Here is a 12911-nt window from a genome sequence, read left to right as displayed (position 1 = left end):
TGGGCGGGTTGTGGGGGGGTTGGGGGGGGGGGGGGGGGGGGGGGGGGGGGGGGTTTGGGGGGGGGCCCGGGGGGGGGGGGGGGGGGGCCGGGTGGCCGCCCCCCACCGGTGTACTGAGGGGGGGATCAGGCGGCGGGGCCGGTCTTGGTCTTGCGCCTGGTCGGGGTCTTCGGCGTCGCCTTCTTGGCGGCCGGGGTACGGGCGGTGGCCGTCTTGCGGGGCGCGGTCGGCTTCTTCGCTGCTGTCTTGCGGGGGGCGTGCTTCTTGGCCGGTGCCTTGTCGGGGGCGGTTTCGATGGCCGGGGCCGGCGGTGCCGGGGCGGGGGTCTCCTCGGCGGCCGGTGCGGGGGTGTCGGCGGGCTGGGGGGCGATGCGGGCTCCGCCGAGGGTGAGGGGGAGACGGTTGCCGTAGAAGGCGGCGAAGAGGTGGACCTGAAGGGTCAGCATCACCGTGTCGAGGTGCGGGGTGGTGTCGTCGAAGTAGCCGGAGGCGTTGTAGCGGGGCGTGGTGGGGCCGGTGGCGAAGGTCTGGAATCCCTGGCCGCGGAACTGGCGGCGGATGCCGAGGGTGCGGCCGTCGGTGTGGGCGAAGCGGACGGTCTGCGGGTCGGTGCCGGTGGTGTCGTCCTTGTCCCAGTCGTCGCCGAGGGCCTGGGCGACCTGGTCGGTGAGGACGTAGAAGTCGATGAGGGGCAGGCCGGTGGTGGGGGCGGTGCTCACGGTGGTTCTCCAAGAGGTGTGTGGGCGGGGTGCGGGGTGCCCGGGGCGGTGGGGTGCCGCCCCGGGGCAGGGGGGTTAGAGGGGGAGGTGGATGAGCACCGGGATGCCGGCGAGGTCCGGGCGCAGCGTGTGGCGGATGAAGGCGGCGACCTCGTCGGGCAGGGAGGTGAGGTGTCCGTCGGCGGTGATTCCCGCGAAGACGGCGGGTCCCTCAATGAGGTGGAAGTCGTCGGCCAGTTCGGCCTGGACGAGGAGGGCGTGCAGGTTGGGTATGTGGCGTGCGCGGTGGAGTCCGGCGAAGACGACGATGCTGGTGTGGCCCGGGGAGTCGAGGGCGACGATGGCTTCGGGTGTGTCGAGCAGGGCGCGGGCGAGGACCTTGGCCTGCTCGGGGCGGGTGGCGCCGAGGGTGTACTCGGTGATCTGGCCGTCGAGGGCGATGCGCAGGGCGGTGACGGTGTCGGACATGGGCTTCTCCTTGGTGTGGGGGCTGTGGTTTCCCCCTCAGCTCGTACTTAAATTCTACTAGGTTCATGGGGAGGGTCAACTGTGTTCATGCAGGTCAGAGGGGGTGTGGCTACGTCATGCACCAGCCGGAATCGCAGCCGACATCGAACGGCAGGACCTCCTGTGCCGCCGCCACCGCTCGGTTCAGCGGGCGGCCGGTACGGGTGAGGAATACCGGGTCCGCGCCCTTGCCGTCCCACGCCCGGCTCTCGTTCAGCGCCTTCTCCAGCGCACACGCCTTGAAGAACAGGGCGGGCCGGTCGCGGCGCATTTCCCTCCAGCTCCCCAGAGGCTTCAGCGGGCAGAACCAGCACGCCGACTTCGGCGGCATCGGCAGACCGGCGTCCGCGATGACCCGCTGGCAGTCCGTCCGGCGCAGCCCCAGGTCCAGCAGCGGGTAGACGACGTTCTCGTAACGCTCGGTGCGCCGGTTGTTGGCCCGACTGATCTCGTCCAGGGAAATCCCGACGGCGACCGTCGCCGGGGTGGCGGCACAGGCCCCGTGCGCCTTCAGCCACCGCCCCGTCACCTGGATCTTGAAGTCCCGGGTGCAGCCTCGCGTTCCGGGTGCCCCGTTCGACATGCGGATCGGGATCGGCAGGGCCCGCGACCCCTCCCGGGTCATACGCCCCCAGAGCGTTTCGGTGTTCCCGCTGCGCGTGGTGCGGTCCAGCAGGTGAAGGTCCAGGGCGTTCGTCTTCGCGTACGGTGCGGCCACCCTGCGCACGTACTCCAGGGTTTCCGGATCTTCGCTGTCTTCGCCGACGTTGGCGAACAGGAACGTCTTGAAGGGAATCTCCCCGCGGGCGGCCAGCACCATCAAGGCTGTGCTCTGGACCCCGCCGCCGTAGCTCACGGCGTGAAGGCTCACGCGGCCACCTCGGCAGTCTGCTCCAAGAGCGCCTGCATCCGGCGGACCATGGCGGTCATCTTCGCCTGCCCGAGCATCCGGTCCCGGTGCTCGATCGCGGCCCGCGCCTGCATCGCCGCATCCTCGACTGCGCGCGGGTTGGCCAGGGAGTCGTCACAGGCCACCGTCACCCGGGGGCCGAGCCCCCACACCATCGCGTTGACCGCCGAGCACGCCGCCGCGATCGGGTCGATGTCCACCATCGCCCACACGAAGTCAGCCGGGTCGAAGCCCTTCTGGCGGATCGCCTGCGCGGCAGAGCGGAGCATCCCCCCGGTGCCGGCCGCCGGGTCCAGGATGCTCGCCCCCGGTGCCAGTTCCTTCCCGCCGCCGTCGGCGATGGATGAACTCAGTTCCGCGAGAGTGTGCATGGCCATGACGTCGGCGACCGGGGGTGGGGTGTGGAACTCACCGAGCCCCTGCCCGGCGCCGGTCGAGCGCATCAGTGTCAGCGTCGGCGAGAGGACATCGGCCTGCGAGCGCAACCACGGGTCGGCGTGCCCGGTGAGGTCGAACAGACCCTTGTCGAGGGCGGTTTTGGTGACGGCGCGCACCACGTACAGCTCGTGACGGGCCTGGTGGTCCTCGTTCGCCCACTCGTGCAGAATGCGGGCCCGCTCCACCAGGTCGGGACGGTGCATCCAGTGCGATGCCCAGATCTGCCGGTACATCTCCCACAGCTCGTGGTCACTCTGGGCGAGGATCTGCGCCTTCAGGTCCGGGCCCTTGCCGTCCTTCTGCCCGATGAGAGCGAGCGTGGCGACGATGCCGATCGGTATCTCGATGCGCGTCCCGCCGTGGTTCTTGTGCCAGGTGTTCGCCACTGCCTCACCCAGGCTGAAGGCGTACTGCTCCGGGTTGGCGATCTTTCCCGTCGGCAGGGTGCGGGGTGCAGCGGTGCGTGTGGCCGGGTCTGCGTTGTTGCTCGCGCGGACGGATTCGGAGCGGGGTGAAGGGGGCTCGGGGTGGACTGTCGGCTTGGCGGGTGCCGGGGCGGGAGGCTTCGGGGTGTCATCGTCCTGGAGGGAGGCGAACAGGTCGAGCTGCATGGGTCATTCCTCGCGGGGTGCTGGGTGTGAGGCCGCCCCCGGCCTGGTGGCCGGGGGCGGAAGGGTCTGGGGTGGTGGGGGTTACCCCTCACCTCTTATCTAAATTCTACTAAGTGTGAGGGGTGGGTCAAATCCTGAACTTCGTTACTTCTAGCCGTGGTTTATCCACAAAAGCCCGTACGGCGTCTGGCGGAGCGTGCTCATCGCGCCGTGACGGATATCCGCGCGCAGCATCTCCCAGTCCACCCGCCCGGCGTCGTCCCGGTACGGGCCCACGTCCCATGCCGCAGCGGTGCCCTCCAGGTCTTCGATGATCTGGGCGAGCGAGACCCCGCACGCCGTCGCCTGCTCCCGGTAGGTGCTGTGCAGGAACCGCAGGTCCTCGCGCCACGCTTCGTCACGGGCCTGCCGTGCCTGGTGTGCCGACCTCCACCCGGCCGCGGGTGCGAGCGCCCCGCAGTCGACCAGGGCCGCCCAAGCGGCGGCCCTGTCCGCGGACACGGTCGCCGGGAGCAGCGCCACTTCCCCGATCACCAGCCCCGACCACTGGGCCCGGTCCTCTGCTCGTGCGCGAGTCTGGGCGTGCAGGGTCTTCGCGGCCCTGCGCGCCAGGGCCTCGGTCCGGGCGTTCTTCGCCGGAATCGCGTACGTCCATGACCCCCTGTCCTCCCCAGGGTCGTGAAAGACGATCCGCCACACCCCCAGCCGGGGAAGCCTGTCCTTCGCGTGTGCGCTGCTGTACGACATGGTGAAAGCCCTTCAGTGGTTCAGTGGGACAGCGAGGCGAAGTCGGCAACGGCCTGGACCCGAACGGCGGCCGCCGGGCACGGGTCGAGGAGGCGCCCCAGAGCCCGGTCGAGAGCGGCGGGGTTGCCCAGCCGCCTGATCCGGTCGACGGCATCGAAGGCGGCCATGACGTCCCGGACCGTGGTGGGGTGGGCGGTGCGGCACGTGCAGATGCCCGTCCGGTACGCCGCCAGAGCGGTGAGCGCACGCGGATGGTCGGCGGGGGCGGCGCACCCCCGGTGCCGGCTGACGGGTTTGTTGCGGCGCAGGTGGGAGTAGAAGCGCAGGCCCTGCCAGCCGTCGACCATGCACGTGACCTCCCACAGGACGTCGCTGCCGGGATATCCGCCGCGCCCTGCCCACCCGAAGTCGTCGATGCGGGTGAAGGCGCGCACGGCGCTGATCACGTTGCGCCGTGTTGGGGGCAGGCCTTCCAGGTAGCGGCCCGAGAGGGCGCCGTGGGCTGTGAGGGTGCTGCTCATGCTGGTCTCCTTGAGTGGGGGTGGGGAGTGCAGTGCACCCCCCACCCCGTCCGTCTAAAAACTACTAGGTTTGCGGGGAGGGGTTCCCCTTGCGGACAGCCGGTTCCCCTACTGGGAGGCGTTGGCCAGGAGGTCGGCCATCTCCTGGGCCGACCGCCTGCCGGACACGTCGTCGTACGGCAGCGTCGTGGTGAGGTCGCGCACCATGTCGGCGGCCGTGATTAGGCGCTGGCCGGTGAAGACGTGCGGCACCGACACCGACTTGGCGTTCACGCGCATCACCTCGTACCAGCGGCCACGGCACCTCACGAAGTCACCCTTGGTGAAGTCGGCCTTCGACCACACCTTGAACCCGTCGGCCTCCGCCTTCTTGATGACGTCCCGCCAGTGGGCGATCTCCTCCGTCACCTCCTGGTGCTCGCGCGCCAGTTCTGCGACCACTGCCGGGTTCTCCACGTCCCGGGGGTAGCCGCCCGCGGACTTGCCCGCCTGCCACTTCTCCACCCGGCGCAGCTGCGCCTCCAGCTTGGCTATCCGGCGGAGCGTTCGCGGCGGGTCGTTGCGGAATGCCTTGTAGCTCGCCGCCGCCTGCTCCCGGCCCGCCCAGTGCGAGGCACGGTCGCTCTCGGCGAAGCTCTTGCGCATCTTGGTGTCCATGCGCTCCCGGTAGCGGCGGTCCCGCCCCTCCGAGTGGTGCCCGACCAGGATGGGCTGCCCCGGCGGGATCGCGTCGCCCATGCGGTGGGCGCTGCCGGAGAGCGACGCCGACCGGGAAGCCGCGTTGTCCGCGTAGGTTCCGTACCGCTCCGCGCGGCCCTCCGCCCTCTCCTCACGGTCGGCTTCCGCCTCGCTGAAGGTGCGCCGCTGCTCCTCGTCGACGGTGACGGTCACCTCGAAGCCCTTGTCCCGCAGCCGGGTGGAGAGCAGGTTGATGCTGTAGGTGTCGGCCTTGCGGTCGCGGCTGTGCGGCAGGTACCAGCAGCCCAGCATCCGCGACCACTTGAAGCCGGAGCCGCCCCGGTGGCCGTAGGAACGCTCCTTGAGGATGTCGCCCGTGCCGTCGCCCCTGGAAGTCCCTTCAACGAGGGTTCCCTCCGCGCGGGTGTGGGTGATCGTGATGGTCATGAAGCGGGTCCTTCCGTGAGCGTGAGGCGCTGGCCGGTGTGCCAGCCGCCGTAGATGTCCTGCGCGGTCGAGTGGGGTGTCGTCAGCAGGTAGAAGGTGCCGGACGACGTGGTGTGCACGTCTCCGATCTCGAACCGGATCGGTGCGCCCTGCGCGTCGGCCAGGTGCGCGCCGTTCTCCTGGCGCATCCACACGAACCGGCCGGGGTTCACCGCTGCCTGCCCGTGCGCTGTCCCCAGGCGGCCAGGGTGATCGCGGTCGCCCACGACACGGTGATGTCGTCGTAGTCACGGGCGAGCGCGCTGGCCAGGGTCGAGGCGTAGGGGGACGAGGTGAATCCCTCCTCGGTGCCGGATTTCTCGTACACCCACTGGGCCGCGTAGTTGCACAGGTCGGCGGCGAAGCGTTCCTGCGAATGGCGCATCATGTGCCAGCCGGCGGTCCGGGCCTGCCAGGCGGAGGACAGCAGTACCTGGGCGCGGGCATCGGGTGCGGTGCGGCGCCACAGGAAGAACAGCTGGCCCGTGTTCTCGATGACGGGAAGATGGTTACCGTCCTGGGCGGCGACCGCCCGGCGGATCAGTCTGGTCATCAGGTGGCGTTCCTGGGTGACGCTCAGGGTGAACTTCCCGCTGAACATGCTCAGTTGTCCTTGCTGGCGGCGGCGATGGGGTGGCGGCGGGCCGCTTCGATGTGCCGCTGGGCGGTCATGAGCGTGCTTGCCTGGTGGTGGCGTCCGAGGTGGATGAGCGCGCACGCCTCGAACAGGAGCACCCAGTGGCATTCGGGTATCTGGTCGGCGAACTGTTCGTATTGCAGACGGAGTTGGCTGCCCCTGCGGCGCCGGTATGCCTGGCGAACGATGTGTTCCATGGCGGTGGTGGCCCGCCTGATTTGGGCGGAGTCCAGATCGAGTTCGGTGATGACGTCGCCGACTGCGAGCAGCGGCAGGCGTTTATGTGGCATGGGTATGCCTGTCCTTTTCCAAGAGGTGAGGTGCGATTGCCCGTACCGGATACGTGCGGTGTGGGGTCAGTTGGGGGCGTAGCCGAAGAACAGCCACGCTCGTGTACCGGCTTCGGCTGTGTACTCCAGGGCTCCGGCGGGTCCCCACTTGTCCTCGATGCGGGGGTCGAAGGCGTTGAGCAGTTCGTTGGCGCGCCGTAGAGCGGACGGGTAGGTGTGAGGTTCGGGGTCCATGAGGACGGCTTCCGTCTTGGTGGCGAGGCGGCCCGGAGCGCGGCGCCAGCGGCGCTTGACGGCGAGGTCATGGGCGGTGTCGAAGGCGGATTGCAGGTCGGGCCCGGTGCCGACGGTGAAGAATTTGGTGGTTCCCACGGAGTTCCTTGGCGGGTGTCGGTGCGGGGCGCACGGGCTATCCGGTGCGCCCCGGCGGGTTGTCAGCAGGAGGCGTATCCGAAGAAGAGCCAACCGTGTTCGCCCTCGGCAGTCTTGAACGGCAGAGCCCCGGCCGGTCCCCACTTGTTGCTGATGCGCGCGTCATCGGCCCGGAGCAGGTCCCAGGCGAGCGTGCTGGCGTCGGACTCCGTGCCCATGGCTGAGTCGATCAGTACGGTGTGGTCCTTCTCGTAGACGCTGCCGGAGTAGCCGCCGCGGCCGTACTCGTGGGCGGCTTCCTCGCGGGCGGCTCGGAACGCCTCGTTCATGTCCGTTCCCGTGGCGGTCGCGGTGAAAGCGGTGGCTCCCATGGGGTTTCTCCAAGGTTCGATTTGGTGTGGTGGAGAGGTGTTTCCCCCTCCCTCCTTCTATCTAAATTCTACTAGGTCTAGCGGGGGTGTCAACATATCCCCGCAGGTCAGAGCCTTACGGAAGCGGTTGATCCGGAACGGCGACCAGGGCGATCCCGTCGCCGGCGAGGCGTTGTGCCACCGCGTCCGCGAGGTGGACGCACTCCCACCACGACGCTCCCGGCAGCTCGTCGTGCAGTGCCGCGATCAACGCGGTTCTCGGGTCCGTCATGAGGCGAGCGCCAGTGGCTTGCGGCGCTGCTTGCGGGTGCGGATGCTCGCCGCTCCGGCGCTGCGCACAGCTGCACGCTGGGCCGTTTCCTGGCACGCCGCGCACAGCGGTTCACCCTGCCTGCGGTGCCCCGCCACCCCCGAGCTGGAGCCGCACGAACCCGCCCGCGACGGCAGCTTCGCGAGGGCCGAAACGCCCGGGGCCGTCTGGACGACGCGCCCGTCCACCCACAGGCGGGCGGCGCACACGCCGTCGAACCGGCTCTCAGCCGGGCGGACACGGTCGTAGCACTCCTCCAGGACCGGGCACAGCTCGGCGCACCTGCGCATCAGCGGCACCGCTGACTGGCGCAGCTTCTCCGGCTCGCGCAGCAGCGCGGATTCGGGGACGTAGGCACGGACACCGACGCACGGGGCGTCGCTCATCCAGGCGGCGGACTTGGTGGCGGCGATCACGGAAGGCACTCCAGGGGGAGAGTCAGAACAGGGAAGGGGAGCCGACTGCGGCGGGAAGGACCGCATCCAGCGCAGACGATGAGCTGAGGGCAAGCACGGCACGCCGTGCAGACCACTGGCGGTAGAACAGGTCCCGCCACAGCTCCGGGGTGCGGAAGGGCACCGGGCAGTCCAGGTAGGCGGCATCGTGCGCCTGCTCCGCGGTGACGGCCTGGTGCAGCACCCCGTAGCGCACGGGGGTGAGGCGTTCGCGGATCCGGCGGCTGACCTCGGCCCACGTCAGGTATCCGCACCGTCGCCCGCCGACGGCGTCGATCGAGTATTGGAAACCGTCGGGGCCGGGCGTGAACCGCGCGGCGCGGCCGGCATCCGGCTCGCCCTCCAGCCGGACGGCCGTGGTGGCGGCCGGGTGGAAGAAGGTGATGCCGTCGCCGCTGTCCCAGAGGGTGATGAACTCCAGCAGCTTTGCCGGGGTGAAGAAGTCCCGCACCGCCATCTGCCGGTCGTCGTCGGTCAGGTTCACCAGGTCCTCGCCCTCGGCGTGTTCGGGCAGGCGGCGGCATGTGCGCGTACCGCTTCGGTGACCAGTGCCAGGTCGAGGGAGCCGGGCGGGTCGCAGCACACATCCGCGGGCAGCGTGTCCAGGACCAGGCAGCGCCACGGCGGGTTCACCTCGTCCTCGGGGACGTGAGCGACGTGCCAGCCCGGCAGCGGGGAACGGCTCAAGGGCAGAGCCGTCTGGGAGGCGACGACGAACACGGTGCCGTCCCGGGCGAGGCCGCAGGCGGCCAGTCCGCCGCGCGTCTCGATGTACGGTCGGAGGTCTGCGGCGGCCAGTGCGTCGAGCACATCGCCGTACACGGCGGCGCCCTCGTGCTCCTCAGGTCCGTACTCGGCGCGCAGGGCCGCTACGGCAGCATCTACATCCACGATCCAACTCCTTAAAGTGTTGCGGCCTATTTCTGGGGCTGCGGAGTGAGGGCGCTTCGATTGAAGATGATGGCCTCGAAGTCGTCGTCCGTATGCGTCCTGTGCCCGGTGTCGACGCCGTAGCGGATGAGGTTGTCGTCGTCGGCCATGGCGGTGATGAGGCGCACGTGCACGTCCAGGAGGAGCTTCACCAGTGCGCTCTCGATGGGCCGGAGTATCAGGGTGAGGGTGCGCGGCCCCCACGGCTGCTGGGCGGTGGCGACGGAGATCAGGGCCCACCGTCCGCCGGCCAGGCGCTGCGTCCGGATGCGGTAGCGGTGAAGATCGACGATCACGGTGACCCGGTCGGCGATCGAGCGCAGTGTGCAGCCGAACCCGCTGGCGAGCGCGTCCGTGAGGTCGGCCTCGATGAACCTTGCGTACCTGGCGAGGTGCAAGGAGCGGGCGTCGCCCTGTTCCTGTTCCGTGTGCTGGTGGTCGGTCATTCTGGACTCCAAGAGGTGATGACGGGCCCCCCGTCTGCTCGAATTCTACTAGGTAACCATGGGGGCACCAAGCGGGAAGCTGCCGCAAGAGCATATCTATTTGTTGCGGCCTATTTGACCATCGTTTTCCGCCCCAGCTTCGCTGCCGCCCGCCTCCTTGCGGATCCGACGCATCTCCTCCAGCCGCTCCCGTGCGTGCGCCGACAGGTCACCGCCGCCCGGACGCTCCCGAACCTGCGCGAGCACCCGCTCGTTCGCCTCCCGCTCCGCGTCCTTGCACCGCTCCCTCTCTGCCTGTTTCTCCGCCTCCCGCTGCGCCCGAGGACTCGTCCCGCACGCCCGGCACGACTTCCCCACCCCCTCGGTGTGCACCGCACATCCAGCACCCTCCACACCAACCGCCGCAGCAGGCGAAGCGGCGCCGCCGCCCCCCTGCACGACACGAAGACGCACAGACGCCGTACCGCTCTCCTGCGAGACCTGCGGCTGCTCCCGCTCGCCCTGCCACTCCTCAACAGCAGCCCTGGGGGTAGGGGGAGTCTTTACCTCTGGATATTGGCTCTGGTTACTACCTATAAAGCCTGACCCACCTGCGACCGGTTCACCTGCGCCTGGTGAACCGACGCCTGAAAACCCGTCCTCGGTGCCCCCGTCCTCACCCCCGTGGTCCTCGCGCTCCCACCGGCGCACCATCTGACGCGTGAGACGGCCCGCCTCGAACCGGTCGTACTCCTCCGCCGCCCACTCCTGCGCCGTGTCGTACACCTCCGTCACCCGTCGCAGCGTCCCGTCCGCCAGCCGCTCCGTCACCACCCGGTAGTACCCGAGCAGCTTCAGCTCCTGCACCGCCTTGCGGACAGCGTCCCGCCCCTCCCTGCCCGCCTTCGCGATCGACTCAGTGCGCACCGTCCACGTGTCCGGCTTCGCGATCAGGTACGCCAGGATGCCCCGGGCCCGAAAGCTCAGGCGCGCATCCTCCAACGTCGCTGTGGGGAGCACCGTGAACCCAGTGCTGAGGTGGCGGCGAAGAATCGTCACGGAAGGGCCTCCAAGGCCGTACAGGCTGTTGCAGATGATCAGGAAGAGTGCGGGCCCGGCACCGCGTGCACAGGCCCGCTCGGGGGCCGTCAGGGCTTCTTGGCCCGGGACACCTTGATGGAACGGGCCGTCTTCTGCCCCGGCACCTTCCGACGAGGCACGACGATGCCCGCCTGACGCAAGATCGCCACCATCGCCTCCTTGTCCGGGACCATCGGCACCACCAGGTCGGCGTCCTCGAACTTCTCCACCAACGCCTGCACGTCGGTGTCCTCCTTGTCGTTTCCGCCGCCCCAACCCAGATGATTCGCCCCGTAGTTCCCCTCCGGCGAGTCATCCAGCATCGCCCGCGCCAGCTCCTTCACCCGCTTGCCCTCCCGGAACCTCTCGTGGGCACGCACGTAGTCCGCCAGCGCCTTCGCCCGGTCGGCGTCGTCGTGCACGAGGATCGTCTGCACCGGGGCCCCGGGCGCCGCACCCTCCCAGCAGGCGTCACGGAACGGGCAGTTGTCACACACCACGGACAGCCCCGGGCCGTCATGATCCCGGCGCAGCTCCTCCGGCGACTCGGCTTCCAGCACCCGGTCCACCCACCAACGGGCCTGCGTCGCCAACCACTCGTCGAAGGGAAACTCCTGGATCTCCTCTTCGCCGGTGTCCCGGCACACGAACCGGAACCTGATCCGCTGCACGTCCACCGGGCCCAGACGGTGCAGGTACCGCTGACCCGGCACATCCGCGAACCCCACCGTCCGAAGAAGGTCCGCGTACAAGAGGACCTGCCGCATCTCCGCCGCCGTCGGCCCGTACCGCACCACCCGGTCCCACACCCGCGCCGACTTCGTCTTCACGTCCTCCACGGTCACCACCTCGGCGGCCTTCACCGGACGATGCCGCTTCGGCAGACGGGCAGCGGTCGCCGCATCGAGCTGCACCACGTCGATGTGCCCGCGGACCACCCCGTCGGTCACCGAACGCTCGACCAGCCACCCATACTCGCGGCGCGCATCCTCCAGCAGCCCCTTGTGGATGTACGTCCCCAAGATGGCCGCCTTCTTGTCCCCGGCATGGGTGCGCTCCGCGCCGGCCACGATGTACCCGGCCCGGCGCGAACAGATCGTGTCCGACGCCCCCAACTCCCTCTGAAGCGAGCGCGGCCGGCGGGCATCAACAGCGTGGGCGGCATCCCAGATCGAAATCGGGTCTCTGCCGGTGGTCAGAGTGGTCACAGCATTTCTCCAAGAGGGCAGGCCGGGGCCCGGCCCACAGGCAGCAGGCCCCGGCGAAAAACAGAAAGGAAAGAGGGGGAGGGGTCAGGCGGCGGCGTACTCGTCCTCGAACGGCGGCTCCGCGCCCTCGTCGAACTCAAGCCCCTTCGCGGCAGCCCGCAGCCGGGCCGCCTCGCTGTCCTCATCGGGCTCACCCGTCGGATCGGACAGCACCTCGGGCTTCTTCAGCGCCTTCGCCTTCTTCTCGATGGCGGCCCGCACGACGATCACCTCGTCCCGGGTCAGCTCCGACTCCGACTCCACCTCGAACCACAGCTTCTTCAGGCCGTCCAACCCGGACTTCGCCGCCTCGTCCACCTTCGGCAACCAGGCCTCGGCCAAGTCGCCGGTCAACTCCGGAGCCGCCTCCGGCACCACATGGGAGACGCAACCCATCAGCCCGAACACCAACCGCTCCACCGTGAAGTCCGGTACCTCCATCGGCTTGCCCTCGCGGGGCACCCGGAACTTCAGGGACCGGGCGGCCACGATCTGCGGGGCCTCGTTCCGCCGCAGCCGCACCCACGCCGTCGCATCGAACGCCAATGACTTCTGGCCCTCGACCCGCCAGTCCTTCGTGTTCGGGATCGGGTCGCCGTTCCCGTCGACGGCCGCGATCTCCTTTCCCCGGGCCAGCATCACCACGACCCCCGGCATCGTCCGCACCAGGTACATCACCCGGTTCCACCGCTCCACCGCGTCGTTCCACAGGTTCATCGACGGCTTGATCTCGGCGTCGGGGTCCCGGTTCAGTTTCGCCTGACCCTTGTTGGAGCGGCGGGCGCGCCCGTTCGTCCAGTTCACGAGCATCCGCCACAGCAGCGACACCGAGTCGATCACCAACACCACCGGGGGCTCCCCGGCCGCAGCGGCACGCTTCGCCTCCGCGTGGACGGCCTCGACCTGGCCGAGGATGTCGCGGTAGGTGCCGTTGTGGACGACAAGCAGGTACTCCGCGCCGGGGACGGCGGCGTACTCGTCCGCGGTGTCCTCGCCGAGCTCCAGCCAGTACGCCTGGCCGGTGTGCTTCGAGCCGGTGAACTCGGCGGCGGTGAAGGACTTGCCCGACTTCTCCTCGCCCTCGATGAGGATCTTCGGCCACGGCACTACACCGGTGGGCTGCCGGGTCCGCAGCTTGGGAACAGCAGGGGTAGACATGATCTCTCCAAGAGGTCTA

20 protein-coding genes are annotated in these 12911 nt (G+C 69.4%); all 20 read right to left on the bottom strand.

The window, feature by feature from the left end:
• Positions 1–125 precede the first annotated feature (125 nt).
• The 20 genes from ACFWVV_RS02450 to ACFWVV_RS02355 all read right to left on the bottom strand — a co-directional run bounded on the left by ACFWVV_RS02450 (position 126) and on the right by ACFWVV_RS02355 (position 12892).
• Entirely contained in the window at positions 126–719 is a 594-nt protein-coding gene (locus tag ACFWVV_RS02450; protein WP_384342451.1) for a hypothetical protein, read from the bottom strand.
• 75 nt (positions 720–794) lie between these two features.
• A complete protein-coding gene (locus tag ACFWVV_RS02445) occupies positions 795–1187 on the bottom strand; it encodes a hypothetical protein (RefSeq protein WP_384342453.1) in 393 nt (130 codons plus the stop codon).
• A 109-nt stretch (positions 1188–1296) separates the two neighbouring features.
• On the bottom strand, positions 1297–2097 hold the full coding sequence (locus tag ACFWVV_RS02440) for a phosphoadenosine phosphosulfate reductase (RefSeq protein WP_384342455.1): 801 nt from the start codon (positions 2095–2097) through the stop codon (positions 1297–1299).
• A complete protein-coding gene (locus ACFWVV_RS02435; RefSeq protein WP_384342457.1) occupies positions 2094–3185 on the bottom strand; it encodes an N-6 DNA methylase in 1092 nt (363 codons plus the stop codon). Before ACFWVV_RS02435 ends, ACFWVV_RS02440 begins: the two co-directional genes overlap by 4 nt.
• A 150-nt stretch (positions 3186–3335) precedes the next feature.
• Positions 3336–3932 (bottom strand): hypothetical protein, encoded by a 597-nt coding sequence (locus tag ACFWVV_RS02430; protein ID WP_384342459.1) that lies wholly within the window; start codon positions 3930–3932, stop codon positions 3336–3338.
• A 20-nt stretch (positions 3933–3952) separates the two neighbouring features.
• Positions 3953–4453: a hypothetical protein gene (locus tag ACFWVV_RS02425; RefSeq protein WP_384342461.1), complete on the bottom strand. Its 501-nt coding sequence runs from the start codon at positions 4451–4453 to the stop codon at positions 3953–3955.
• Between the two features lie 108 nt (positions 4454–4561).
• Positions 4562–5578: a DUF3560 domain-containing protein gene (locus tag ACFWVV_RS02420; RefSeq protein WP_384342463.1), complete on the bottom strand. Its 1017-nt coding sequence runs from the start codon at positions 5576–5578 to the stop codon at positions 4562–4564.
• Positions 5575–5766 carry a hypothetical protein gene (locus tag ACFWVV_RS02415; protein WP_384342465.1) on the bottom strand — a complete coding sequence of 64 codons (192 nt, stop codon included), beginning with the start codon at positions 5764–5766 and terminating at the stop codon, positions 5575–5577. Before ACFWVV_RS02415 ends, ACFWVV_RS02420 begins: the two co-directional genes overlap by 4 nt.
• Before the next feature lie 20 nt (positions 5767–5786).
• Positions 5787–6218, bottom strand: a complete 432-nt coding sequence (locus ACFWVV_RS02410; protein ID WP_384342467.1) for a hypothetical protein — start codon at positions 6216–6218, stop codon at positions 5787–5789.
• A gap of 2 nt (positions 6219–6220) precedes the next feature.
• The gene (locus ACFWVV_RS02405; protein ID WP_384342469.1) at positions 6221–6544 is read right to left on the bottom strand and encodes a hypothetical protein; all 324 of its coding nucleotides are present in this window, start codon (positions 6542–6544) and stop codon (positions 6221–6223) included.
• Positions 6545–6610: 66 nt separating this feature from the next.
• Positions 6611–6916 (bottom strand): hypothetical protein, encoded by a 306-nt coding sequence (locus ACFWVV_RS02400; protein WP_384342471.1) that lies wholly within the window; start codon positions 6914–6916, stop codon positions 6611–6613.
• 62 nt (positions 6917–6978) lie between these two features.
• On the bottom strand, positions 6979–7287 hold the full coding sequence (locus ACFWVV_RS02395) for a hypothetical protein (RefSeq protein ID WP_384342473.1): 309 nt from the start codon (positions 7285–7287) through the stop codon (positions 6979–6981).
• Positions 7288–7402: 115 nt separating this feature from the next.
• Complete coding sequence (locus ACFWVV_RS02390; protein WP_384342474.1) at positions 7403–7558, bottom strand: hypothetical protein; 156 nt, start codon at positions 7556–7558, stop codon at positions 7403–7405.
• The gene (locus ACFWVV_RS02385; RefSeq protein ID WP_384342476.1) at positions 7555–8013 is read right to left on the bottom strand and encodes a hypothetical protein; all 459 of its coding nucleotides are present in this window, start codon (positions 8011–8013) and stop codon (positions 7555–7557) included. Before ACFWVV_RS02385 ends, ACFWVV_RS02390 begins: the two co-directional genes overlap by 4 nt.
• Before the next feature lie 22 nt (positions 8014–8035).
• Positions 8036–8536: a hypothetical protein gene (locus ACFWVV_RS02380; protein ID WP_384342478.1), complete on the bottom strand. Its 501-nt coding sequence runs from the start codon at positions 8534–8536 to the stop codon at positions 8036–8038.
• A complete protein-coding gene (locus tag ACFWVV_RS02375; RefSeq protein WP_384342480.1) occupies positions 8533–8943 on the bottom strand; it encodes a hypothetical protein in 411 nt (136 codons plus the stop codon). The genes ACFWVV_RS02380 and ACFWVV_RS02375 overlap by 4 nt, the downstream gene beginning before the upstream one ends.
• A 26-nt stretch (positions 8944–8969) precedes the next feature.
• Positions 8970–9428 carry a hypothetical protein gene (locus ACFWVV_RS02370; protein WP_384342482.1) on the bottom strand — a complete coding sequence of 153 codons (459 nt, stop codon included), beginning with the start codon at positions 9426–9428 and terminating at the stop codon, positions 8970–8972.
• A gap of 96 nt (positions 9429–9524) precedes the next feature.
• Positions 9525–10466: a hypothetical protein gene (locus tag ACFWVV_RS02365; protein ID WP_384342484.1), complete on the bottom strand. Its 942-nt coding sequence runs from the start codon at positions 10464–10466 to the stop codon at positions 9525–9527.
• Positions 10467–10555: 89 nt separating this feature from the next.
• Positions 10556–11695, bottom strand: coding sequence for a PD-(D/E)XK nuclease family protein (locus tag ACFWVV_RS02360; RefSeq protein WP_384342486.1), 1140 nt, complete (start codon positions 11693–11695; stop codon positions 10556–10558).
• Between the two features lie 84 nt (positions 11696–11779).
• The gene (locus tag ACFWVV_RS02355; protein ID WP_384342488.1) at positions 11780–12892 is read right to left on the bottom strand and encodes a hypothetical protein; all 1113 of its coding nucleotides are present in this window, start codon (positions 12890–12892) and stop codon (positions 11780–11782) included.
• Positions 12893–12911: the final 19 nt, after the last annotated feature.

This window comes from Streptomyces sp. NPDC058663, from assembly GCF_042716745.1.
Lineage (GTDB): Bacteria > Actinomycetota > Actinomycetes > Streptomycetales > Streptomycetaceae > Streptomyces.
Note: the sequence above shows the minus strand (reverse complement) of the source record. Positions and strands in the feature narration are given on the sequence as shown.

Bases quoted from the DNA above. Each gene is read 5' to 3' on its own strand.
- ACFWVV_RS02445 (WP_384342453.1), bottom strand. From the start codon at position 1,187: ATGTCCGACACCGTCACCGCCCTGCGCATCGCCCTCGACGGCCAGATC.
- ACFWVV_RS02435 (WP_384342457.1), bottom strand. From the start codon at position 3,185: ATGCAGCTCGACCTGTTCGCCTCCCTCCAGGACGATGACACCCCGAAG.
- ACFWVV_RS02430 (WP_384342459.1), bottom strand. From the start codon at position 3,932: ATGTCGTACAGCAGCGCACACGCGAAGGACAGGCTTCCCCGGCTGGGG.
- ACFWVV_RS02425 (WP_384342461.1), bottom strand. From the start codon at position 4,453: ATGAGCAGCACCCTCACAGCCCACGGCGCCCTCTCGGGCCGCTACCTG.
- ACFWVV_RS02420 (WP_384342463.1), bottom strand. From the start codon at position 5,578: ATGACCATCACGATCACCCACACCCGCGCGGAGGGAACCCTCGTTGAA.
- ACFWVV_RS02415 (WP_384342465.1), bottom strand. From the start codon at position 5,766: ATGCGCCAGGAGAACGGCGCGCACCTGGCCGACGCGCAGGGCGCACCG.
- ACFWVV_RS02410 (WP_384342467.1), bottom strand. From the start codon at position 6,218: ATGTTCAGCGGGAAGTTCACCCTGAGCGTCACCCAGGAACGCCACCTG.
- ACFWVV_RS02405 (WP_384342469.1), bottom strand. From the start codon at position 6,544: ATGCCACATAAACGCCTGCCGCTGCTCGCAGTCGGCGACGTCATCACC.
- ACFWVV_RS02395 (WP_384342473.1), bottom strand. From the start codon at position 7,287: ATGGGAGCCACCGCTTTCACCGCGACCGCCACGGGAACGGACATGAAC.
- ACFWVV_RS02390 (WP_384342474.1), bottom strand. From the start codon at position 7,558: ATGACGGACCCGAGAACCGCGTTGATCGCGGCACTGCACGACGAGCTG.
- ACFWVV_RS02370 (WP_384342482.1), bottom strand. From the start codon at position 9,428: ATGACCGACCACCAGCACACGGAACAGGAACAGGGCGACGCCCGCTCC.
- ACFWVV_RS02355 (WP_384342488.1), bottom strand. From the start codon at position 12,892: ATGTCTACCCCTGCTGTTCCCAAGCTGCGGACCCGGCAGCCCACCGGT.